Source organism: Pseudomonas sp. KH_024_B2, assembly GCF_057839965.1.
In genome coordinates this window covers 2846573-2867553 of record NZ_CM174502.1, presented here as the reverse complement: position 1 = coordinate 2867553, position 20981 = coordinate 2846573, and the positions used below count along the sequence as shown (strand labels likewise).

Below are 20981 nucleotides of genomic sequence, written 5' to 3'. Positions count from 1 at the left end.
CAGTCACTCAAAAGGTCAGTTGTCTGCCTGGTGCAGTTGAAGCGCCCAGTGGCCATGGTATAAGGGCTGCTTCCACGCTCTATCGATCTGGACCAAGGCACATTCATGAAGCGGATCGTCACCCTTTTATCCGCGCTCGCTATCGCAGTCGGCCTCCTCGGTTGTATCAGCCAGCCAATCGCAATGACGCCGCAGACTGCGCAGCGTTTGCACGCGCAACCCCCCATCCGTTTTCTACTGACCTTCGACGACGGTCCAAGCGCGTCCGGGTTTTACAATCCGACGGTTTCCGTTCTTGACGATCTGGTCCGTAATCCGCTGCAGTCGGGCATCAAAGCGGTGTTTTTTGTGCAGACCCGTGCGACACGGGCAGGCGGTAGTGAACTCGGCCAAAAAATCATGCGCCGTGAACATGACGAAGGTCATGTGCTGGGCTTCCACACCGCCACGCCCGGGCATAGCAATCACCGATCTCTGAGCCCGGAAGAACTGGAACAGTCGCTTACAGCAGGCAGCGCGGACATTGCAGCGATCACAGGTAAGGCACCGACTCTGCTGCGTCCGCCATTCTGGAATTACGACAAGCGTACTTTCGCCGCGTATCAGCGCCATGGCCTGCAGGTGTTGCTGACCGACCTGAGCGCCAATGACGGCAAGATATGGGGCTACAACTTCAGTCTGCGCAGACGTTCCAACATGCTGCGGCAACTATCCGAGGTGCGCGAGCGGGTCGCCGCTGGAGAGCTGCCGACGGTCGATGGCGTCATTCCGGTGGTGGTGACTTTTCACGACCTCAATCGTTACACCGCCCGGCATATGCAGGAGTATCTGCAGATCCTGCTCGACAGTGCGCGCGAGACGGGCCTGGCAACCGCCGCCAGACCTTTTTACGACGACCGGACAGCGTTGCAGCGTGCCGCCATGGCCCGCACTGTCAGCGACAGTTCCGAACCCGCGCGTTTGCCCGGGTTCTGGAACTGGTGGTGGGGTGGCGACTCGCATTAGGATTCATAGGTGGCAATCGGTCTCTGTAGGAGCGAGCTTGCTCGCGATGGACGTTAACGATAACGCGTGTTTTCTGAATAAACGCGCCGCCCTTGAGTCCATCGCGAGCAAGCTCGCTCCTACAGGGAGCAATGCTCAAGCCGTCACGCTGCGACCGTATTGCTCCATCGGGATGTCAGCCCAGTCCCCGCGAATATACTGCTCCAGTTGGCGGATCAGGTCGGCCTGCTCGGCGATGGCTTCTTTAACCAGGTCGCCAATGGACAGCAGGCCCAGCAGTTGCCCATTCTCCACCACCGGCAAGTGGCGCAGGTGGCTGTCGGTCATGATGCCCATGCAGGCCTCGACGCTTTGACGCGAATCCACCGTCACCACCGGCGCGCTCATGATGTCTCTGACGGGCGTGCCGACCGAGGAGCGTCCCTGGAGCACAATCTTGCGGGCGTAGTCGCGCTCGCTGATCACGCCCACCACCTGGCCATTTTCCAGCACCGGTAAAGCCCCGATATTTTTTTCAGCCATCACTCTCAGCGCTTCCAGCACCATCTGATCCGGACCGATGGTGTGGACCTGGTTTTGCGTGGTTTTCAGTTTCAGCAGTTGGGTAATGGTCTTCATGGGGCTTGCACTCCAATTTCCACCACGTCCCCGTTCAAGCGCACCGGCCAGACCCGCAGGCTCTGTTCCGGATACTCCAGGCAGCTGCCGTCTTCGAGACGGAAGTGCTGTTTGTACAACGGCGAAGCGATCACCAGGTCACCCTTGAGACTGCCGACGATGCCTCGGCCGATGACATTGGCGCCTGACTTCGGGTCGCGGTTGTCGATGGCGTACAGGGTTTTGTCCTGGGCATCGGGCAGGTGGAACAGCGCGACCTGGACGCCATCGTGCCAGGCGACGACGCCGGAATTGGCCACCAGATCGTGACGGCTGCACAGCGTTTGCCATTGCGCGGGGCTTTCAACGGCGTTGATACGGACGACGTTTGACTGGCTCATCAGAGCACCTCCTCGGTAACGGGAATCAGCTGGAGTTCGGTGGCATGGACCGGGCGGCGCTGGCCGCGTTCCTTGACGAAGTGGATATCCGGATCGCCGCGCTCGTCGTTGACGAAGGTGCGGAAACGCTTGAGTTTTTCCGGGTCATTGACGGCGTTGGCCCATTCGCATTCGTAACGGTCGATCACCAGTTTCATCTGCGACTCAAGCTCGGCACCCAGTCCCAGGCTGTCCTCGATGATCACCTCCTTGAGGTAGTCGAGGCCGCCTTCCAGGCTCTCGCGCCAGACCGAAGTGCGCTGCAGTTTGTCGGCGGTGCGGATGTAGAACATCAGGAACCGGTCGACGTAGCGCAGCAGGGTTTCGTCATCCAGATCCGTGGCCAGCAGCTCGGCGTGCCGCGGGCGCATGCCGCCATTGCCGCAGACGTAGAGGTTCCAGCCTTTCTCGGTGGCGATCACGCCAATGTCCTTGCTCTGCGCTTCGGCGCATTCGCGGGTGCAGCCGGACACCGCCAGCTTGAATTTGTGCGGCGCGCGCAGGCCCTTGTAGCGGTTCTCCAGGAGCAGCGCCATACCGACGCTGTCCTGCACGCCGTAGCGGCACCAGGTGCTGCCGACGCAGGATTTCACCGTGCGCAACGACTTGCCGTAACCGTGGCCGGTCTCGAAGCCGGCTTCGATCAGTTCGCTCCAGATGTCCGGCAACTCATGCAGCTGGGCGCCGAACAGGTCGATGCGCTGGCCGCCGGTGATCTTGGTGTAGAGGTCATATTTCTTCGCCACGGCGCCGAGGGCGATCAGTTTGTCCGGGGTGATCTCGCCAGCGGCGATGCGCGGGATGATCGAGTAGGTGCCGTTTTTCTGCATGTTCGCCATGAAGGTGTCGTTGGTGTCCTGCAGAGAGACCAACGACGGATCCATGATTGGTTGATTCCAGCACGAAGCGAGAATCGAACCTACCGCCGGTTTGCAGATATCGCAGCCGGTGTGACCGCGGCCGTGGCGGGCCAGCAGTTCGTCGAAACTGATGATGCCTTCCACGCGCACCAGGGCGTACAGCTCCTGACGGGTATGGGCGAAGTGCTCGCACAGGCTCTTGTCGACCGCGACGCCACGGGCGCTCAGTTCGTGTTCGAACACCTGCTTGAGCAGCGCGCTGCAACCGCCGCAGCCGGTACCGGCCTTGGTCTTGCCCTTGAGCTCGCCCAGATCGGTGCAGCCGGCGTCGATCGCGCAGCACACGGCGCCCTTGGTGACGTTATGGCAGGAGCAGAGGGTGGCCGTGTCCGGCAGCGCATCGGCGCCGAGCGTCGGAGCGCCGTCCGACAGCGGCAGGATCAGACTGGACGGATCCTTGGGTAGCTTGATGCCGTTCTGTGCGTATTGGAGGAGGGTGTCGTAATAGCTGTTGTCGCCGATCAGTACTGCGCCGAGCACGTGCTTGCCGTCGGCAGAGACCACCAGGCGGCGATAGCTGGCGCTGGCTTCGTCGATGAAACGGTAGCTCTTGGCACCCGGCGTGGTCGCGTGAGCGTCGCCGATCGAACCGACATCGACGCCCAGCAGCTTGAGCTTGGTCGACATGTCGGCGCCGGTGAAGGGTTCGTAGTGTTGACCGGCCAGTTGCGCGGCAACGTTACGCGCCATGCTGTAGCCCGGCGCGACCAGGCCAAAGATGCTGCCGTTCCAGGAGGCACACTCGCCGATGGCGAAGATGTCCGGGTCGCTGGTGCGGCAATGATTGTCGACCACCACGCCGCCGCGGGTTGCCACCTCCAGCCCGGCGCTGCGGCCGACAGCGTCCTGCGGGCGGATGCCGGCGGAGAAGACGATCAGATCGGTTTCAAGGAACTCGCCATCGTTGAAGTTCATGCGATAGGCATAGTCTTCACCGATGACGATCTCCTGGGTCGCTCGCGAAAGGTGCACGCCGACACCCAAGGCCTCGATCCGTGCCCGCAGCGCCTCGCCGCCACTGGCGTCCAGTTGTACCGGCATCAGCTGCGGGGCGAATTCGACGACATGCGCTTCCAGTCCCAGGGACTTCAGCGCATTGGCCGCTTCCAGACCGAGCAGGCCGCCGCCGACCACCACACCACGGCGGGCATCGGTGGCAGCCTCGCGGATGGCGTCGAGGTCGTCCAGGGTGCGGTAGACCAACCGTGAGTTACCCTCGGCACCGGGAATTGGCGGCACGAAAGGATAGGAGCCGGTGGCCAGCACCAGACGGTCGTAAGCCTGGCGTCCGGCGCTGGTGACCACTTCCTTGCGCTCGCGGTCGATTTCCAGCACCTGCACCCCGAGATGCAGCTGTACGCCATGGCGGGCATACAGATCAGCCTCGCCGAGGGCGAGGGACTCGGCATCCCGGCCGCCGAAGTACTCGGAGAGGTGCACGCGGTCGTAGGCACGCTGACGCTCCTCACCGAACACATGCACGTGATAGTGGGCGAGGGCACCGTGCTCGATCAGTTGCTCGACACAATGATGGCCGACCATGCCGTTGCCGATGACGACCAGTGTTTCGCTTTTGATCGGGGTGACGATAGCGTTCATAGCCTTTCCTCAGTCGAAGCCGCGCCTTGGCATGGCCAGAAAAAAACCAAAAAAAAACGCCTGGAGCCGTCTAGCAGCTCCAGGCGCCTTTGCCTGGTATTCATGGATGTCTGGTGGGTGATTAACCGAGGCCGCGTTGCCTGGTTCACCTGTCCCGCGCCTCTGGAGGCTGATGGTCGGCGATGACCACATGGGACGCCCGCTAGAGAGTTCGGCGGGAATCAGTACATGTTTATCAGAGCTAAAGCAGGTTCCATGCCAGTCTCGGCGGAACCTGTTTCGATTTCGCGGAACCGTTAGCGGCGGGTGAGTTAAAGCGCTACAACGCGGCTTGTTCATGGGCTCTTGATGACACTCATCAGCTTCACTGGGTCATCGATCACCACGCAGAATTGAACCAGAAGGGTGCGGAAAAGTTGTTGGGTGCCTTTTTTGGGGCAAGCTGATGGCGAACCCGAGCTGCCGTAGGCTGAGCGGGCCTGGCGCATAGGCTGCGTGCATCGTTACGACTCTTTAACTGGCACTAGTCTCTTATCGAGTGTACTGACGAGACTTATCGCCTCATCGCTCAACGAGTTGCAGAAGGCGTCGACGAAGATAGAGGAGGGTCGATAATCAGGCCTGATCAACATAACGCGATAGGGAATGGACACGTTGATCGGCCGAATGGCCAATCCTCTGCCTGACTCCTCCACGGCGGTCAAAGGGTTGATAATCGCCACCCCCAACTTTTGCCTGACCATGGCACAGACCGATGCGGCGTTGGTTGTTTCGATGACGGTATGTCGATCGACTCCGGCCTGGCGAAAGTGCTCATCGAGCGTCTGACGATAGATATCCAGACCCGAAAAGTTGATGAAGTCGACGCCGCGAAAGTCTTCCATTACAAGGAGCGATCGGGATAGCAAAGGGTGACCCTCTGGCAGTATGCAGACCATGTCGGAACAAAAGAGCAATTGCCCTTGTGTACCTCGAGGTACATGCTCGCCCTCGGTCAATCCGAGGTCGTAACGCTGGGCGCTGAGTGACTCTTCCAGTAAGGGTGATTCCTGTGCAGCAATGCTCAAGCCAATGCCGATATGCTGTTGCTGAAAGTGCTTGCAGACCTTGGGCAACAGCGTCTGGGAAAACAACGGAAGGCAGGCGACGCTCAGTTGGCCATGTTCGAAGCGACGGATCGACTGCGCAACGCTGTTGATTCGTTCCAACCCGATGTAGGAACGTTCAACCTCTTCGAGCAGCATAATGGCCTGAGCCGTCGGTACCAACCTCCCTCCCTCTCGATCAAACAGCCGAAGGCCAGAGATACTTTCAAGCCGCGCCAATTCTCGGCTGACCGTGGGTTGGGAAGTAAATAACAAGCAGGCCGCTGCGGTGACGCTTCCCGCCTGCATGATGGCGCGGAAGACTTCGATATGCCGTATGGAAATTGCCACACCTGGCCTCCGTCAGTTGATCAAGGCCTATATCAAAACTGAATCGACTAGCAAAGAATAGATATTTTATTGAATGCTGAATGGTCGACATGATGGCTTCTCTCTTTACTTCAGATTGAACCCCTCCATGCCCAACCATTCCGTTTTCCAGCAATTAGCCGAGACTGCAAGACAGCACGGCACCCCACTCTGGTGCTATGACGCCCAGACCATCAGGGCACGCATCGACCAACTGCAAGGCTTCGATGTCATTCGATACGCGCAAAAAGCCTGCTCCAACCTGCATATTCTCCGTTTGATCCGCGAACAAGGCGTGCGGGTCGATGCCGTATCACTGGGTGAAATCGAGCGGGCGCTGCTCGCTGGATACAGCCCTTGCGGTGACCCGGCTGGCATCGTTCTGACCTGTGATCTGTTCGATGAAGCGACATTGCAACGCGTCGTCGAACTGAACATTGAGGTCAATACCGGCTCGATTGATATGCTCCGCCAATTGGGCAAACAGTCTCCAGGCCATCGCGTCTGGCTGCGGATCAATCCAGGGTTCGGCCACGGTCACAGCCGCAAGACCAATACCGGTGGTGAAAACAGCAAGCATGGAATCTGGCATGACCAGGTTCAAGAAGCGCTCGGCGTGATTCGGCAATTCGGGCTGAAGCTGGTGGGATTGCACATGCATATCGGTTCAGGTGTTGATTACGCGCACCTTGAGCAAGTGGGCTGTGCAATGGTCTCGGCGGTGAAGGCACTCGACCACGATATCGAAGCATTCTCCATCGGTGGGGGGCTTTCCACGCCTTATCGTGTGGGGGATGAGCCGGTGGATATCCAGCGTTATGCGAACGCATGGAGCCAGGCCAAACAGGACATCGAGGCATTTCTTGCTCATCCAGTACGGATGGAGATCGAGCCTGGCCGTTTCCTGGTAGCCGAGTCAGGCTATCTGGTTACCGAAGTCCGCGCGGTAAAGAAAGTTGGCAGTCGAAATTTCATTTTGGTGAATGCCGGCTTCAATGACTTGATGCGGCCAGCCCTCTATGGCGCCTATCACCACATAACCGTGCTGGACTCCCAAGGTTTCCCGGTCGATCGCCCGGAACACCTCTGTGTAGTGGGAGGTCCCCTGTGCGAATCCGGCGATATTTTCACGCAGGATGAACAGGGTGTCACACCCCGTTTGCTACCTGAAGCGCAGGTTGGAGACTTGCTGGTGATGCACGATACCGGCGCATACGGCGCCTCTATGTCATCCAACTACAACAGCCGCACACTGTTGCCGGAAGTGTTGATCGAGCAAGGGCAAGCTAAATTGATTCGGCGCCCGCAGCCATTGTCGGACTTGCTGGCCCTGGAGTTGGGGCTTTAAAAGCCAGGTCTACTGGCATTAGCCTCAGGGTCGCCCATTTGATCGCTTTGTGGCGTGAGGTCCACAGTACTTCGACTTCCATCTATTGATCGTTCCCACGCGTGGGAACGATCAATGAGCTGTGATCAACCTCTGCGTAGTGTCTTTACGACAACTCACCAACCCTTGAAACCTGCTTGCCGAGTCTCATCAGCCAGTAATAGCTAAGGGCCGGGACTACCAATCCAACGACCCAGGCCAGGTCGATGCCCCCCAGCTGCGTGGCCAGCGGACCGACGTAGAGGGTGGTGTTCATGAAGGGGATCTCGACCAAAATGGCCACGATGAAACTGGCGCAGGCGATCCAGTTGACCCGGCCGTAGATGCCGTTCATGTCGAAGATATCGTCAATCCGGTATTCGCCTTTCCTCAGCCAATAGAAGTCGACCAGATTGATCGCCGTCCAGGGGATCAGGAAATAGCTCATGAAGAAAATGAAGTTGAGGAAGAAGGCGATGAAGTCATCCTGACTGATGGTGCACAACGCCGTGGCCACCAGGCTGATGATCAGCATGAACACGCCTCTGACCCGGGGTGTGACGCGCAGGCGGGCGAAGGGTTCGATCACGGTGATGGTCGACATGAAGGCCCCATACAGGTTGAAGACGTTGATCGACACCTGGCCATAGACGATAAACGCGAACAGCAGCAGGGCGGCCGGGCCGAACAACCCGGCGACATGGCCGCCGACATTGTTGGCGAAGTCGGGAATGGCGACGCTGAGGATCGCACCGAGGATCATCATCCAGGCACCGCCGCTGACCGTCCCTGCGTAGCTGTACCAGAACACCTGGGGCATCGACGTTTTGCTCGGCAGGTAGCGTGAGTAGTCCGCTACATACGGGGCATAGGACAGTTGCCAGGTCACGGCAATGCTCACCGCCATCAGGAATTTCGCCAGCGAGAAGTCCGTCGCCGCCCATTGCACCGCCGGGATCGGCAGGCTCAGCGCGAGCAGCGTGGCGGCGATGAACACCAACAGCGAGAGGATCGACAGCAGCTTTTGCAGCCGATGAATCAGCCGGTAGCCATACAGCGCCACCACGAAGCACAACGCGCCGATCACAAAGATATTGGCGTTGCTGCCCAGCGGACTGACAGATTCCAGGGCCTGGGCGGCCAGCAAGGTGTTGCTGACGAAGAAGCCGAGGTAGATCAGCATGACGAACAGCAACGGCAGGATCGCACCGATCACCCCGAACTGCGCGCGGCTCTGGATCATTTGCGGGATGCCCAATTTCGGTCCTTGGGCCGAGTGCGAGGCCATGAAGATCGCGCCCAGCAGCGAGCCCAGAATGATCGCCAGCGCGCTCCAGAACAGATTCAGCCCGATCACCACTGGCAACACGCCTGAGGCGATGGTGGTGATGTTCATGTTGGCGCCGAACCAGATGAAAAACAGCGAGCCGGGTTTACCGTAGCGTTCGGCTTCTGGAATGAAATCGATGCTTCTTTTTTCGATGCTCATGGCGGTCACTCCTGGCACTGAAGGCTGGATTGGAAACGGATAATGGTGTTCGCCAACTCTTCGGGTTGGTGGGCGAACAGGTCCGGCTGCCCGGGGGCGCAGCAGACGAAGTGCTCACCGCGCAGCGAACGCAGGAATTGCTCGCAGGTGAACAACTCGATGGCGTACACCCAGTTGGCCATGATCAGCAGCGCAGAGTAATGCGCGGCCCAGGTGCTGGTGGTGCAGGCATCGGTGATCAGCTGGATGCGATAGCCCAGCGAAAAGGCGTCGAAAACCGTCGTCAACACACAGACATCGGTCAGCACGCCGCTGATGATCAGGGTCTCGACACCCAGGTGTTTGAGTCGTGCGTCGAGGTCAGTCTGATGGAAGCCGCTGTAGCGATGTTTATCGATGACCTGCTCGTCCGGTCGGGGCGCCAGCGCGGCAATGATTTCTACTTGAGCGGTGCCGGCCCGGTAGCTGCTCGGACCGCCATCGTCGGCCCTCGGCTCGCCGGGAGGCAGGTCGCAACCGTCTGCCTGATTGATGTGTCGGGTGTAGAGCACCGGGATAGCGCTGCGGCGGGCAGCCGTGAGCAATGCAAGGTTATGGGCGATGACCCCCTCGAGATTTTCCAGGGTGAAGCCATCTTCCTGTTGCATGTCGATGATCAAGAGCGCGTTTTTATTATTCATGAGCAAACCTGATGAAGAGCGGGGCGCAAACGGCCGCCTCGCGGACTCGATCAAATCGAGTCGAAGCAGAGTACACAGCGACAGGGTTCGCCAGGCGAAGTCCGGTCGGGGTGTGGTTCTAACTCAGGGTGTGCTCAGGTGATTGTCTGCCAGAAGCCGTTCTGCTTGGCCGACACGCAGGCGCGCAAGCGCTTGAGATGGATGTGCGAAGAGGTCGAATCGCCGCGCAAGTACGCCAGTTCAGCGCCTGGAGCAGGGGAGCTTGCAAATGGATTGAATCGACGCTTTATCATGAAAATCGACCATGACAGGCAATGCGGATCGGATACTGCCGGACCCGGGTTGATCCGGCAGTATGGGTAACCCAGGCTTACTTGAACGCAGGCACAACGTGCTTGATGAACAGCTCCAGGGATTTCTTTTTCTCGGCGTGGGGCAGGCTGTTGTCGCACCAGAAGCTGAATTCGTCGACGCCCAGTTCCTGATAGTACTTGATGCGCGGGATGATTTCCTCCGGGGTGCCGATCATTGCGGTCTTGTGCAGGCTCTCCAGTTCGAATTCCGGACGACCGGCGAATTTCTCTTCCGGGCTGGGTGCCAGGAAGCCGTTGACCGGCACTTGCTTGTTGCCGAACCAGGCATCGAAGGTGCGGTAGAACTTCGAGATCGCCTTGGCGCCGACTTTCCAGCCCTCGGGATCATCGACCGCGTGGACGTGGGTGTGGCGCAGCACCATCAATTGCGGGCGCGGCACGTCCGGGTTGTTGTCGAGGGCGGCCTGAAACTTGTTCTTCAGGTCGAGGACTTCTTCGTCGCCCTTCATCAGCGGCGTGACCATCACGTTGCAGCCGTTGGCCACGGCGAAGTTGTGCGAGTCCGGGTCGCGGGCGGCGATCCACATCGGCGGGTTCGGTTGCTGGATCGGCTTGGGCACGCTGGTGGACGTCGGAAACTTCCAGATCTCACCGTCGTGGGCGTAGTCGCCTTTCCACAAAGCACGCACCACCGGAACCATTTCCCGCAGCGCCTGGCCGCCGGAGGAGGCAGGCATGCCGCCGGCCATGCGGTCGAATTCGACCTGATAGGCACCGCGGGCCAGCCCGACTTCCATCCGGCCGTTACTGATCACGTCCAGCAGCGCGCACTCACCGGCCACCCGCAACGGATGCCAGAACGGCGCGATGATGGTGCCGGCGCCCAGGTGAATGGTGGTGGTCTTGGCAGCCAGATAGGCCAGCAGAGGCATCGGGCTTGGCGAGATGGTGTATTCCATGGCGTGGTGTTCGCCGATCCACACGGTGCTGAAGCCGCCGGCCTCGGCCATCAGGGTCAGTTCGGTCAGGTCTTCGAACAATTGGCGATGGCTGACGCTTTCGTCCCAGCGCTCCATATGCACGAATAAAGAAAATTTCATGACGCATACCTCGGATCTTTTTGTAGTTGGCCTGTCAGGCTCGGGAATTTCGGATCAGGCAAAGGCCGGCAACGCGCCCATCTTGCCGCGGCAATACACCAGCGGGCGGGACTGTTGCTGCGGCACGATCAGGTTCTTCACCGCGCCGACCATGATCGCGTGATCACCGCCTTCGTACTCACGCCACAGCTCGCATTCGATAATCGCCGTGGCATTGCTCAGCAGCGGATTACCCAGCTCGCTGAGGGTCCACTCGATACCTTGCGCCTTGTCCTTGCCTTTGCGGGCGAAGGCATAGGCTTCATTCTGCTGCTCGCCGGAAAGCAAATGAATGGCGAAGCGCTTGTTCTTGATCAGCACCGGGTAGGAGTCGGAACTGTAGTTGGGGCAGAACAGCACCAGGGCCGGATCCATGGACAACGAACTGAACGCACTGGCCGTCAGGCCGACGATTTGCCCCTCGTCATCCAGCGTGGTGATGACCGTCACACCGGAAGGAAAGGAGCCCATGACTAGTTTGTAGACGTTCGCGTCGATCATTGGATGTTCCTCGGCAAGACGGTAGCGCTGTGCGCCTTTTTTGGATGAGTTATGTGTCTGATGGTATACCGTAATACGTCATTTGCAAGTGGTTTTTGCCTTGCGCAGACGAATGATTGTTATCGGCTGGACGGTCCCTCGTAGCAGCTGGCGAAGCCTGCGTCCGGCTGCGCAGCAGTCGTAAACCCTGTGTCCACGGTTAACCTGAAACACCGCGCTGTCTGATTTCACGACCGCTTCGTGGCCGGACGCAGGCTTCGCCAGCTGCTACGAAAAGCGTTCGAACCCCAGGCTTTCCCGCATGACAATCCATCACCCACAAAAAAAGCCAACGCCCTCGTTAAAGGGCATTGGCCAGATTTGGCAGAGAAGGGGATCAGTGCGCCCCAGCGGCCTTGTTCAAATCACTCTCCGTCCACTGGGTGTAGACACAAGCATCAGCAGTCGCCCAGCGCACGCGCACCGGATCGCCGGTCTTGAGCGGCATACCGGCGGCAGAAAGGGCTTTGACGGTCATCGCCGTACCACCGGAAGTGACCACGCTGCAGGTCTGGCTTTCGCCGAGGAACAACACTTCCGTGACGTTCGCCGACACTTCGTTCCAGCCGGCGGCGAGGGGGGCGCTGGCGGCCTGCTCGACGCTCAGGGCCAGGGCTTTTTCCGGGCGCACCATCAGCAGCACATCCTGATCGGTTTGCAGGCCGGCGGTCAGACGGATCGACAGCGGCTGGCCTTCGAAGGTTGCCACGGCATTGCCCTGGGCCTTGAGCTTGAGGAAGTTCGAGTTGCCGAGGAACGAGGCGGCGAAGGCATTCGGCGGGTTCTGATACAGGTCATAGCCGCTGCCCAGGCCGACGATCTTGCCATGACTGAAGATCGCGATGCGTTGTGACAAGCGCATGGCTTCTTCCTGATCGTGGGTCACGTAGACGATGGTGATGCCCAGGCGCCGATGCAACTGGCGCAGTTCGTCCTGCAAGTCTTCACGGAGTTTTTTGTCCAGCGCGCCGAGGGGTTCGTCCATCAGCAGGATGCGCGGCTCATAGACCAGCGCCCGGGCAATCGCTACCCGTTGCTGCTGGCCGCCGGAAAGCTGCGAAGGGCGGCGATGGGCGAACTGTTCCAGTTGCACCAGCTTGAGCATCGCATCGACCCGACGTTCCCGTTCGGCGCTGGCCAGTTTGCGAATCGCCAACGGGAACGCGATGTTGTCGCGCACCGACAGATGCGGAAACAGCGAATAACGCTGGAACACCATGCCGATGTCGCGCTTGTGCGGCGGCACGTTGACCAGCGATTTGCCGTTGACCAGGATTTCGCCGCTGCTCGGGGTTTCGAAGCCGGCGAGCATCGACAGGGTGGTACTTTTGCCGGAGCCGCTGGAGCCGAGGAAGGTGAGGAATTCACCGTCCTGGATATCCAGCGAGATGTTGTCCACGGCGGCAAAGTCGCCATAGTACTTGTTCAGATTGAGCAGGCTGACCAGGGTCTTGTTGTCCTGCTGTGCGGGGTCTTTGATCACGGCACTCATTACTTACTCCCAGGCGCTCAGGCGCTGACTTCGTTGCGCCGGCGCACAGCGGCGGCGATCACCATGACCAGCACCGACAGCGCGATCAGCAGCGTCGAGGCGACGGCGATCACGGGAGTCAGGTCCTGACGCAAGGTGGTCCACATTTTGACGGGCAAGGTTTGCAGGGTCGGGCTGGCCATCATCACGCTCAGCACCACCTCATCCCACGACACCAGGAAGGCGAACAGCGCACCGGCGACCATGCCCGGGCGGATCGCCGGAAAGGTCACCTTGAACACCGCTTGCAGGCGTGAAGCGCCACAAATCACCGCGGCATCCTCGATCGACTGATCGAACAGTTTCAGCGAGTTGATGATCGAAATAATGGTGAACGGCAACGCGACGATCACATGGCTGACCACAAAGGCGAACATCGTCCCGGTGTAGCCGAGCTTGAGAAACAGCGCGTACACCGCCACGGCGATGATCACCAGCGGCACGATCATTGGCAGGGTGAACAAACCATAGAGCATCTCCCGACCGCGGAAGTGCCCACGCACCAAGGCGAAGGCGGTCGGCAAACCCAGGGCCACGGCAAAGATCGTGGTCAGGACCGCGACTTTGAGGCTGGCGAAAGCGGCGTCCATCCAGTCGGCATTGGAAAAGAACTGCTGGTACCACTTCAGCGTCCAGCCCGGCGGTGGGAACACCAGCCACTGTGAGGAGCCGAACGACAACAGCACGATGAACACGATCGGCAGCAACAGGAACAGCGCGATGACCCCGGTGGTGAGGTAAAGGCCCAGACGCATGCGCCGGCTCATGGCATTGGCGGTCAATAACATGATGGCTTACCTCGAGTTGCTGGAGCCGACCGGGGATTCCGGTTGCAGCTTCAGGTAGAAGTAGAACAGCACCAGGGTGATCACGATCAGCAAGGCTGCGCCGGCGCTGGCCAGACCCCAGTTGAGGAACGATTGCACCTGCTGGATGATGAATTCCGGCAGCATCATGTTCTGCGCACCGCCGAGCAGTGCCGGGGTGACGTAGTAGCCCAGAGACATGACGAACACCATCAAACCGCCGGAGAACAACCCCGGCCGACACAGCGGCAGGAACACCCGGAAGAAATTGCTCCATGGGCTGGCGCCGCAGATGGAACCGGCCTGCAACACCATCGGATCGATCGCTTGCATGGTCGCCTGCAGCGGCAGGACAATGAACGGAATCATGATGTAGCTCATACCGATCACCACGCCGGTCAGGTTATGCACCATCTCCAGTGGTTGATCGATGATGCCCATGGCCATCAAGGCCTTGTTGATCACCCCTGAAGCCTGCAGCAGTACCAGCCAGGAATAGGTGCGCGCCAACAGACTGGTCCACATCGACAGCAAGACGATATTCAGCATCCAGCGGCCCCAGCCACTGGGCACCAACGTGATCGCCCAGGCCAATGGGAAGCCCAACAGCAGGCTGAACACCGTGACCATTCCCGCCACCGCGAAGGTGTTGAACAACACGCGGGTGTAGGCCGAGTTGGCGAACAGTTCGGCATAGTTGTCCAACCCCGGAGTTGGCTCGAGGACCCCGCGCAACAACAGACTGATCAGTGGTGCGAAGAAGAACAGGCCGAGGAACAGCAGCGCCGGCAGCAGGTTGCTGGCGCCGCGCCAACGTTGGGTCAGTGAAGGCTTCATGGCCGCCGCCTTGCCTGGAACCGAACCGGCGACGCCAGAGGCGCCTCCGACCGGATTGGATTGACGGGACGCAGTGGCCGCCATTTTCATTTGAGCAGCCATTCGTTCCACCGTGTCGCGATGCTCGGACCATTCTTGGCCCAGTACGCGAAGTCGAGAGTGATCTGATCCTTAGCGTAGGCAGTCGGCAGGTCGGGTGCCAGTGCCGAGTCCAGGCGTTGCACGCTATCGGTATTGATCGGTGCATAAGCAGTCAGGTTCGAGAAGTCGGCCTGGCCTTTGGCAGAGGTGGAATTGGCCAGGAATTTCATGGCCGCCTCCTTGTTTTTCGAGCCTTTGGGGATGACCAGGAAATCGGCCATGACCAGGTTCTGCTTCCAGCTCACACCGACTGGTGCACCTTCCTCTTGCAGGGCATGGATCCGGCCGTTCCAGAACTGACCGAGACTGGCTTCACCGGACGCCAGCAGTTGCTGGGATTGCGCGCCGCCGCCCCACCAGACGATGTCTTTCTTGATGGTGTCGAGTTTCTTGAAGGCACGATCCAGGTCCAGCGGATAGAGCTTGTCGGCGGCGACGCCATCGGCCAGCAGGGCCAGTTCGAGTACGCCGGGGCTCGGCCATTTGTAGAGGGCGCGTTTGCCAGGGTAGGTCTTGGTGTCGAACAGCGCGGTCCAATCCTGGGGTTTGCCAGCACCGAGCTTGCCTTCGTTGTAACCGAGGACAAAGGAGAAGAAGAATGAGCCGACGCCGTGATCGGAGACGAAACGCGGGTCGAGTTTGTCGCGCTGGATGACATTGAAGTCCAGCGGTTCAAGCAAACCTTCAGCCGCTGCGCGCAAGGCGAAATCGGCTTCGACATCGACCACGTCCCACTGCACGTTGCCGCTTTCGACCATGGCCTTGAGTTTGCCGTAGTCGGTCGGGCCGTCCTGGACCACTTTGATGCCGCTGGACTTGCTGAAAGGGTCGGCCCAGGCCTGCTTTTGCGCGTCCTGGGTGGAGCCGCCCCAACTGACGAAACTCATGCTGTCAGCTGCACTGACTGCCGTGCAGGTGAGTGCCAGGAAGCCAGCAGCGAGTAACGCCGTCGCACGTTTATTCAACACCATTTTCACGCCCTCATTTGTTGTGGTTTTGAGCGGGCTGTTGAGGCCCACCTATCGGGAGCAGTAGGTCCATCACACCGGATAAAGCGTCCGGCCTATGGAATATCATATTATGGTATTCCAAACTTTTGGCAAGGGTTTCGCCTTACCGATTGTCAGTAGATGACGATATTTTGTGCATCCGCAGACCATCAGGAGTATGCAAAACCCTGTGGGAGCGAGCCTGCTCGCGATGGTCTCAAGGGCGGCGCGTTTATTCAGAAAACACGCGTTATCGTTAACGTCCATCGCGAGCAGGCTCGCACAGTAGGGTAGGCATCAGCCGGTAAACGCAATGCTCTCCACCACTTCCAGGTTGTACCCGGTCAAGCCGGCGTACTTGAGCGGTGGCCCCAGATGGCGCAGTTTGCCGACGCCGATGTCCTGCAGAATCTGCGCTCCGGTACCGACTTCAGAATAGATCCGCGACTGCGAGCGGGTGTATTGCCGAGGTGGTTGGGTCAACTGCGGGATCCGCTCAAGCAGCGCCTGGGAGGATTCGTGATTGGCCAGCACTACCACCACGCCGCGACCTGCTTCAGCGACTTTTTGCAGCGCTGCCCACAGTGTCCAGTTCGATGGCCCGGTGTATTCGGCACCGACCAGATCGCGCAGCGGGTCGATCACATGCACCCGAACCAGGGTCGGATCGTCGTGACGGATATCGCCCATGACCATGGCCATGTGCACACCGCCTTCGATCCGGTCCTCATAGGTGATCAGCCGGAAAGTACCGTGAACCGTCGGCAATTCGCGCTCGCCGATGCGGGTCACGGTGTGTTCGGTGCTGAGCCGGTAATGGATCAGATCGGCGATGGTGCCGATCTTGATGCCGTGGCGGGCCGCAAAGACCTCCAGGTCCGGTCGCCGGGCCATGGTGCCGTCATCGTTCATCACTTCAACGATCACCGAGGCTGGGGTAAAGCCGGCCAGCCGCGCCAGATCGCAACCAGCTTCGGTGTGTCCGGCGCGGGTCAGCACGCCGCCTTCCTTGGCCCGCAACGGGAAGATATGCCCCGGTTGCACCAGGTCTTGTGCGCTGGCATTGGCGGCCACGGCGGCCTCGACGGTGCGGGCGCGGTCGGCGGCGGAAATGCCGGTGGTGACTCCGGTAGCGGCTTCGATGGACACCGTAAAGGCGGTGCTAAAGACGCTGCCATTACTCGGCACCATCTGCTCCAGGCCCAGGCGCTGGCAATGTTCGTCGGTCAACGTCAGGCAGATCAGACCCCGTGCTTCGCGGGCCATGAAGCTGATTGCCTGGGCGTTGCAGCGGTCGGCGGCGAGCAGCAGGTCGCCTTCGTTTTCTCTGTCTTCATCGTCGACCAACAGGACCATCTTGCCTTGACGGTAATCTTCGATAAGTTCTTCGATGCTGTTGAAGGCCATGCTCGGGCTCTCTGTGTCGCGAATGGTTGAAGGTTTGTGTTTATGGTATACCATAATACACAGAAAACCGAAATAACGAGGTCGCAATGAAGGCTTACTGGATTGCACACGTCGATGTCACCGACCCGGATCAATACGTTCAATACACCCAGCGCGCACCGGCAGCCTTTGCACAGTTTGGCGGCAAGCTGCTGGCCCGTGGCGGGCGTTCAGAGGCAATGGAGGGCAGGGCGACGCCGCAACGCAGCGTGGTGATCGAGTTCGAGTCTTACGAGCAGGCGCTGGCATGCTACCGCTCGGCCGAATATCAGCAGGCGTGCCAGTTCCGCAAGGGCGCGGCCAAGGCTGAAGTGATCATTGTCGAAGGGTATGAAGCCTGAAGTTTAACGGGCCGGTCAGCGGATGAAGTGGACTGTGCCGCTGTCATCGTTGCCCATGTAGATGCCATAGACACCCGCCTGGTGTTCCTCGATATAGCGTTCGAGGATCTGCCGGATGGCCGGGTAGTAGATGCTGTCCCAGGGAATGTCTTCGGGCGCGAAAAAACGACAGTCGAGGGTTTCCGGGCCGTATTGGCCGGTGTCCTCTACCGCAATGGCGCGGAAGATGATGTAGACCTCGCTGATCTGCGGCACGCTGAAGATCGAGTAGGGCGAAACGATTTCCGCACGCACCCCGGTTTCTTCCCAGACTTCGCGCAGGGCTCCCTGCTCGGTGGTTTCACCACTTTCCATGAAGCCGGCGGGCAGGGTCCAGGTGCCGGGACGCGGCGGGATCGCGCGCTGGCACAGCAGGTACTTGCCATCCTGCTCGATGATGCAGCCGGCAATGATCTTCGGATTGACGTAGTGGATGTAGCCGCAACCGGGGCACATCAAGCGCTCATGGGTATCGCCCTGCGGTTGCTGGTGACTGAGGTCACCGCCACCGCATTGCGGGCAAAAGCGCGGGATGGGCATGATCAGTGACCTATGCGAGGTTCTTTGAGAACGATCGGCGAGACGATCTCACGCACCTTGCCAGTCTCGTTCTGCTTGAGCTTGAGGTAGTCCAGCGCGACCTTCGCGGCAGCGCGGACGTGATCGACCGAGGCCTGATGCGCCGCCAGTGGATCGCCGCTCTTGATCGCTTCGACGATGCGCTCCATTTCCTGGTTGCTGACGCTGCGGCGGTTTTCCTGGGACACCGACGTGGCGCGCAGGTAGCTGATGCGGGCCTGTAACTGGCGCAGCTGGGTAGCCGCGACGTGGTTGCCCGAACCTTCCAGCAGCACATCGTAGAAACTCTGTACCGAATCGAGCACTTGCTGCAACTCGCCGTCCTTGAGAGCCTCGCGGTTCTCCTCGAGGGCTTTCTCCAGGGCGCGAATATCCTTGGCCTTGGCCCGCAGGGTGAACAGCTGGACGATCAGGCCTTCGAGTACGCAACGCAGCTCGTAGATATCGCAGGCGTCTGCCAAAGTGATGATGGCGACGCTCGGGCCCTTGGCATCGGCGAATTCCACCAGGCCTTCGGATTCCAGGTGGCGCAGGGCTTCACGCACGGAGGTGCGGCTGACGCCCAGACGTTCGCATAGATCCCGCTCGACCAGACGGTCTCCCGGCAGCAGCTGGAAGTTCATGATGGCGCTTCGCAGTTTATCCAGCACGATTTCGCGCAGGGTAACGGGGTTGCGATTGACCTTGAAGCTGTCGTCAAGTGGCAGGCGTTTCATCGGGTCCGCTCTGAGTGTGGCTGTCCATGTAAAAAGAGCACCTCGATCGCATCGATCATCAGTGCTCCGCTCGGTTGAACAGCCAGTGATTAACTGGATGCCTCGGCGTCGGCTTCGGCGAATGCTTCACGGGCGAGACGGAAACTGTCTACGGCTGCGGGAACCCCGCAATAGATGCCTACCTGAAGCAGGATCTCGCGTATTTGTTCACGACTCAGACCGTTACGCAAGGCGCCGCGTACATGCAGCTTGAGCTCATGTGGCCGGTTGAGTGCCGAAATCATGGCCAAGTTTATCATGCTGCGTTCTTTAAGCGATAAGCCCTCACGGCCCCAGACATGACCCCAGCAGTACTCGGTGACCATTTCCTGCAGCGGTCGGGTGAAGTCGTCGGCGTTTTCGATCGATTTGTTCACATAGTCCTGGCCGAGCACCTGGGTGCGGATTTTCAGCCCCTGTTCATATTTCTCGCTGCTCATCGTTGTGTGCTCCCAAAGTCGTCGAGCCCGCCCATCAGGGTGTATTTGAGTTCAAGGTAATCGTCGATGCCGTATTTCGAACCTTCGCGGCCCAGGCCTGAGGATTTGATGCCGCCAAAGGGTGCGACTTCGGTTGAGATCAGCCCTTCGTTGATGCCGACCATGCCGTACTCCAGACCTTCGCTCATGCGCCAGGCACGGCCCAGATCACGGGTGTAACAATAGGCGGCGAGGCCGAACTCGGTGTCGTTGGCCATGCGCAGCGCATCGCTTTCGCTGCTGAAACGAAACACAGCGGCCAGCGGGCCGAAGGTTTCTTCGCTGGCGACTTTCATCTGCGGGGTCAGATCGGCGAGCACCGTCGGCTGGAAGAAACCATGGCCCAAAGCATGCCGTTCGCCGCCGCACAGCAGCCGGGCGCCTTTGGCCAAGGCGTCCTGCACATGGTCCTCGACCTTGGCTACCGCACGCTCGTTGATCAGCGGGCCCTGACTGACGCCAGCCGCGGAACCATCGCCGACTTTCAGTTCGCCGACACGCTCGGCGAGGCGGGCGATGAAGGCATCGTGGATACCGTCCTGCACCAGGAAACGGTTGACGCAGACACAGGTCTGGCCGGCGTTGCGGAATTTGGCGATCAACGCCCCTTCGACGGCACGCTCGAGGTCGGCATCGTCGAACACAATGAACGGCGCATTGCCGCCCAGTTCCAGCGAGACTTTCTTCAGCGTCGAGGCGCATTGGGCCATCAGCAGTTTGCCAATGGCGGTGGAACCGGTGAAGGACAGCTTGCGCACTTCGGGGCTGGCGGTCAGCTCGGCACCAATCGCCACGGCATCGCCGGTAATGACATTGAAAATCCCCGCAGGAATACCCGCCTGTTCCGCCAGCGCGGCCATGGCCAGTGCCGAGAACGGGGTTTCCGGTGCCGGTTTGACGATGCATGGGCAGCCGGCGGCCAGCGCCGGGCCAGCTTTGCGGGTGATCATCGCCGCCGGGAAATTCCACGGCGTGATGGCGGCGACGACGCCAATCGGCTCCTTGCTGACGACGATTCGCGCATCGCCCTTGTGGCTCGGAATGGTATCGCCGTAGATGCGCTTGGCTTCTTCGGCGAACCACTCGATGAAGCTCGCGGCGTAGAGGATTTCACCCTTGGCTTCGGCCAAAGGCTTGCCTTGTTCCAGGGTGAGGATCTCGGCGAGCGCGTCGGCGTTTTCCAGCATCAAGGCGTGCCAGCCCTTGAGCAGGGTGCTGCGTTCCTTGGCGGTTTTCGCCCGCCAGGCCGGCCATGCTTTGTTGGCGGCGGCGATGGCCTGCCGGGCCTGTTCGGCGCCGAGGTTGGGCACCTGGCCGATCAGTTCACCGGTGGCCGGGTTGAAAATATCCTGACAGGCGCCATCGGGCGCATCCAGCCATTGGCCGTCGATATAGGCCTGCTGGCGGAACAGTTGCAAGGCTGCTGGGCTCATGTTGGCTCCTGACAAAAAAATCTGCGCGGGTAAATGCAAGTCAGTTAAGGCGCAGTCTTTAT

The 20981-nt window shown here is 59.9% G+C and carries 21 protein-coding genes; 3 read left to right on the top strand and 18 right to left on the bottom strand.

Features of this window, described 5'->3' with window-relative positions; all coding sequences use genetic code 11:
* Positions 1 to 105 precede the first annotated feature (105 nt).
* Positions 106 to 1005: a polysaccharide deacetylase family protein gene (locus AC3I0A_RS13470; protein WP_489378325.1), complete on the top strand. Its 900-nt coding sequence runs from the start codon at positions 106 to 108 to the stop codon at positions 1003 to 1005.
* A 135-nt stretch (positions 1006 to 1140) separates the two neighbouring features.
* Here the strand turns inward: AC3I0A_RS13470 and AC3I0A_RS13465 are convergent, their stop codons facing one another.
* The 4 genes from AC3I0A_RS13465 to AC3I0A_RS13450 all read right to left on the bottom strand — a co-directional run bounded on the left by AC3I0A_RS13465 (position 1141) and on the right by AC3I0A_RS13450 (position 5997).
* The gene (locus AC3I0A_RS13465) at positions 1141 to 1623 is read right to left on the bottom strand and encodes a CBS domain-containing protein (RefSeq protein WP_489378324.1); all 483 of its coding nucleotides are present in this window, start codon (positions 1621 to 1623) and stop codon (positions 1141 to 1143) included.
* Positions 1620 to 2003 carry a nitrite reductase small subunit NirD gene (gene nirD / locus AC3I0A_RS13460; protein WP_489378322.1) on the bottom strand — a complete coding sequence of 128 codons (384 nt, stop codon included), beginning with the start codon at positions 2001 to 2003 and terminating at the stop codon, positions 1620 to 1622. Before nirD ends, AC3I0A_RS13465 begins: the two co-directional genes overlap by 4 nt.
* Positions 2003 to 4561, bottom strand: coding sequence for a nitrite reductase large subunit NirB (gene nirB / locus AC3I0A_RS13455; protein ID WP_489378320.1), 2559 nt, complete (start codon positions 4559 to 4561; stop codon positions 2003 to 2005). Before nirB ends, nirD begins: the two co-directional genes overlap by 1 nt.
* Before the next feature lie 503 nt (positions 4562 to 5064).
* On the bottom strand, positions 5065 to 5997 hold the full coding sequence (locus tag AC3I0A_RS13450) for a LysR family transcriptional regulator (protein WP_489378319.1): 933 nt from the start codon (positions 5995 to 5997) through the stop codon (positions 5065 to 5067).
* Between the two features lie 127 nt (positions 5998 to 6124).
* Between AC3I0A_RS13450 and lysA the strand changes: the two genes are divergently transcribed.
* The gene (gene lysA / locus AC3I0A_RS13445) at positions 6125 to 7363 is read left to right on the top strand and encodes a diaminopimelate decarboxylase (protein WP_489378318.1); all 1239 of its coding nucleotides are present in this window, start codon (positions 6125 to 6127) and stop codon (positions 7361 to 7363) included.
* A 145-nt stretch (positions 7364 to 7508) separates the two neighbouring features.
* Here lysA and AC3I0A_RS13440 read toward each other — a convergent pair whose 3' ends face one another.
* From AC3I0A_RS13440 to ribBA, 10 genes are all read right to left on the bottom strand, one after another.
* Positions 7509 to 8870: a purine-cytosine permease family protein gene (locus AC3I0A_RS13440; protein WP_489378317.1), complete on the bottom strand. Its 1362-nt coding sequence runs from the start codon at positions 8868 to 8870 to the stop codon at positions 7509 to 7511.
* A 5-nt stretch (positions 8871 to 8875) separates the two neighbouring features.
* The gene (locus AC3I0A_RS13435; protein WP_489378316.1) at positions 8876 to 9550 is read right to left on the bottom strand and encodes a cysteine hydrolase family protein; all 675 of its coding nucleotides are present in this window, start codon (positions 9548 to 9550) and stop codon (positions 8876 to 8878) included.
* A 134-nt stretch (positions 9551 to 9684) separates the two neighbouring features.
* The gene (locus AC3I0A_RS13430) at positions 9685 to 9843 is read right to left on the bottom strand and encodes a hypothetical protein (protein ID WP_489378315.1); all 159 of its coding nucleotides are present in this window, start codon (positions 9841 to 9843) and stop codon (positions 9685 to 9687) included.
* 77 nt (positions 9844 to 9920) lie between these two features.
* The gene (locus AC3I0A_RS13425) at positions 9921 to 10964 is read right to left on the bottom strand and encodes an LLM class flavin-dependent oxidoreductase (RefSeq protein ID WP_489378313.1); all 1044 of its coding nucleotides are present in this window, start codon (positions 10962 to 10964) and stop codon (positions 9921 to 9923) included.
* A 54-nt stretch (positions 10965 to 11018) separates the two neighbouring features.
* The gene (locus tag AC3I0A_RS13420) at positions 11019 to 11504 is read right to left on the bottom strand and encodes a flavin reductase family protein (protein WP_489378311.1); all 486 of its coding nucleotides are present in this window, start codon (positions 11502 to 11504) and stop codon (positions 11019 to 11021) included.
* Between the two features lie 376 nt (positions 11505 to 11880).
* Complete coding sequence (locus tag AC3I0A_RS13415; RefSeq protein ID WP_489378310.1) at positions 11881 to 13035, bottom strand: ABC transporter ATP-binding protein; 1155 nt, start codon at positions 13033 to 13035, stop codon at positions 11881 to 11883.
* A 17-nt stretch (positions 13036 to 13052) separates the two neighbouring features.
* Positions 13053 to 13862, bottom strand: coding sequence for an ABC transporter permease (locus AC3I0A_RS13410; protein ID WP_489378309.1), 810 nt, complete (start codon positions 13860 to 13862; stop codon positions 13053 to 13055).
* A gap of 6 nt (positions 13863 to 13868) precedes the next feature.
* The gene (locus tag AC3I0A_RS13405; protein ID WP_489378497.1) at positions 13869 to 14807 is read right to left on the bottom strand and encodes an ABC transporter permease; all 939 of its coding nucleotides are present in this window, start codon (positions 14805 to 14807) and stop codon (positions 13869 to 13871) included.
* Positions 14804 to 15829, bottom strand: coding sequence for an ABC transporter substrate-binding protein (locus AC3I0A_RS13400; RefSeq protein ID WP_489378308.1), 1026 nt, complete (start codon positions 15827 to 15829; stop codon positions 14804 to 14806). The genes AC3I0A_RS13405 and AC3I0A_RS13400 overlap by 4 nt, the downstream gene beginning before the upstream one ends.
* A gap of 315 nt (positions 15830 to 16144) precedes the next feature.
* Positions 16145 to 17254, bottom strand: coding sequence for a bifunctional 3,4-dihydroxy-2-butanone-4-phosphate synthase/GTP cyclohydrolase II (gene ribBA / locus AC3I0A_RS13395; RefSeq protein WP_489378306.1), 1110 nt, complete (start codon positions 17252 to 17254; stop codon positions 16145 to 16147).
* Between the two features lie 86 nt (positions 17255 to 17340).
* Here ribBA and AC3I0A_RS13390 point away from each other — a divergent pair, with 86 nt between their 5' ends.
* A complete protein-coding gene (locus tag AC3I0A_RS13390; protein ID WP_489378305.1) occupies positions 17341 to 17634 on the top strand; it encodes a DUF1330 domain-containing protein in 294 nt (97 codons plus the stop codon).
* A 15-nt stretch (positions 17635 to 17649) separates the two neighbouring features.
* On the opposite strand, the gene AC3I0A_RS13385 is transcribed toward AC3I0A_RS13390, so the two are convergent.
* From AC3I0A_RS13385 to AC3I0A_RS13370, 4 genes are all read right to left on the bottom strand, one after another.
* A complete protein-coding gene (locus AC3I0A_RS13385; RefSeq protein ID WP_489378304.1) occupies positions 17650 to 18213 on the bottom strand; it encodes an NUDIX hydrolase in 564 nt (187 codons plus the stop codon).
* A 2-nt stretch (positions 18214 to 18215) separates the two neighbouring features.
* On the bottom strand, positions 18216 to 18968 hold the full coding sequence (locus AC3I0A_RS13380; protein WP_489378303.1) for a GntR family transcriptional regulator: 753 nt from the start codon (positions 18966 to 18968) through the stop codon (positions 18216 to 18218).
* Between the two features lie 89 nt (positions 18969 to 19057).
* Entirely contained in the window at positions 19058 to 19447 is a 390-nt protein-coding gene (locus AC3I0A_RS13375; RefSeq protein WP_489378302.1) for a carboxymuconolactone decarboxylase family protein, read from the bottom strand.
* The gene (locus AC3I0A_RS13370; RefSeq protein WP_489378301.1) at positions 19444 to 20919 is read right to left on the bottom strand and encodes an NAD-dependent succinate-semialdehyde dehydrogenase; all 1476 of its coding nucleotides are present in this window, start codon (positions 20917 to 20919) and stop codon (positions 19444 to 19446) included. The genes AC3I0A_RS13375 and AC3I0A_RS13370 overlap by 4 nt, the downstream gene beginning before the upstream one ends.
* Positions 20920 to 20981: the final 62 nt, after the last annotated feature.

Excerpts from the sequence above, each read along its gene's own strand:
- AC3I0A_RS13470 (WP_489378325.1), top strand. The coding sequence starts at position 106 with ATGAAGCGGATCGTCACCCTTTTATCCGCGCTCGCTATCGCAGTCGGC.
- AC3I0A_RS13465 (WP_489378324.1), bottom strand. The coding sequence starts at position 1,623 with ATGAAGACCATTACCCAACTGCTGAAACTGAAAACCACGCAAAACCAG.
- nirD (WP_489378322.1), bottom strand. The coding sequence starts at position 2,003 with ATGAGCCAGTCAAACGTCGTCCGTATCAACGCCGTTGAAAGCCCCGCG.
- nirB (WP_489378320.1), bottom strand. The coding sequence starts at position 4,561 with ATGAACGCTATCGTCACCCCGATCAAAAGCGAAACACTGGTCGTCATC.
- lysA (WP_489378318.1), top strand. The coding sequence starts at position 6,125 with ATGCCCAACCATTCCGTTTTCCAGCAATTAGCCGAGACTGCAAGACAG.
- AC3I0A_RS13440 (WP_489378317.1), bottom strand. The coding sequence starts at position 8,870 with ATGAGCATCGAAAAAAGAAGCATCGATTTCATTCCAGAAGCCGAACGC.
- AC3I0A_RS13435 (WP_489378316.1), bottom strand. The coding sequence starts at position 9,550 with ATGAATAATAAAAACGCGCTCTTGATCATCGACATGCAACAGGAAGAT.
- AC3I0A_RS13430 (WP_489378315.1), bottom strand. The coding sequence starts at position 9,843 with ATGATAAAGCGTCGATTCAATCCATTTGCAAGCTCCCCTGCTCCAGGC.
- AC3I0A_RS13425 (WP_489378313.1), bottom strand. The coding sequence starts at position 10,964 with ATGAAATTTTCTTTATTCGTGCATATGGAGCGCTGGGACGAAAGCGTC.
- AC3I0A_RS13420 (WP_489378311.1), bottom strand. The coding sequence starts at position 11,504 with ATGATCGACGCGAACGTCTACAAACTAGTCATGGGCTCCTTTCCTTCC.
- AC3I0A_RS13415 (WP_489378310.1), bottom strand. The coding sequence starts at position 13,035 with ATGAGTGCCGTGATCAAAGACCCCGCACAGCAGGACAACAAGACCCTG.
- AC3I0A_RS13410 (WP_489378309.1), bottom strand. The coding sequence starts at position 13,862 with ATGTTATTGACCGCCAATGCCATGAGCCGGCGCATGCGTCTGGGCCTT.
- AC3I0A_RS13405 (WP_489378497.1), bottom strand. The coding sequence starts at position 14,807 with ATGAAAATGGCGGCCACTGCGTCCCGTCAATCCAATCCGGTCGGAGGC.
- AC3I0A_RS13400 (WP_489378308.1), bottom strand. The coding sequence starts at position 15,829 with ATGGTGTTGAATAAACGTGCGACGGCGTTACTCGCTGCTGGCTTCCTG.
- ribBA (WP_489378306.1), bottom strand. The coding sequence starts at position 17,254 with ATGGCCTTCAACAGCATCGAAGAACTTATCGAAGATTACCGTCAAGGC.
- AC3I0A_RS13390 (WP_489378305.1), top strand. The coding sequence starts at position 17,341 with ATGAAGGCTTACTGGATTGCACACGTCGATGTCACCGACCCGGATCAA.
- AC3I0A_RS13385 (WP_489378304.1), bottom strand. The coding sequence starts at position 18,213 with ATGCCCATCCCGCGCTTTTGCCCGCAATGCGGTGGCGGTGACCTCAGT.
- AC3I0A_RS13380 (WP_489378303.1), bottom strand. The coding sequence starts at position 18,968 with ATGAAACGCCTGCCACTTGACGACAGCTTCAAGGTCAATCGCAACCCC.
- AC3I0A_RS13375 (WP_489378302.1), bottom strand. The coding sequence starts at position 19,447 with ATGAGCAGCGAGAAATATGAACAGGGGCTGAAAATCCGCACCCAGGTG.
- AC3I0A_RS13370 (WP_489378301.1), bottom strand. The coding sequence starts at position 20,919 with ATGAGCCCAGCAGCCTTGCAACTGTTCCGCCAGCAGGCCTATATCGAC.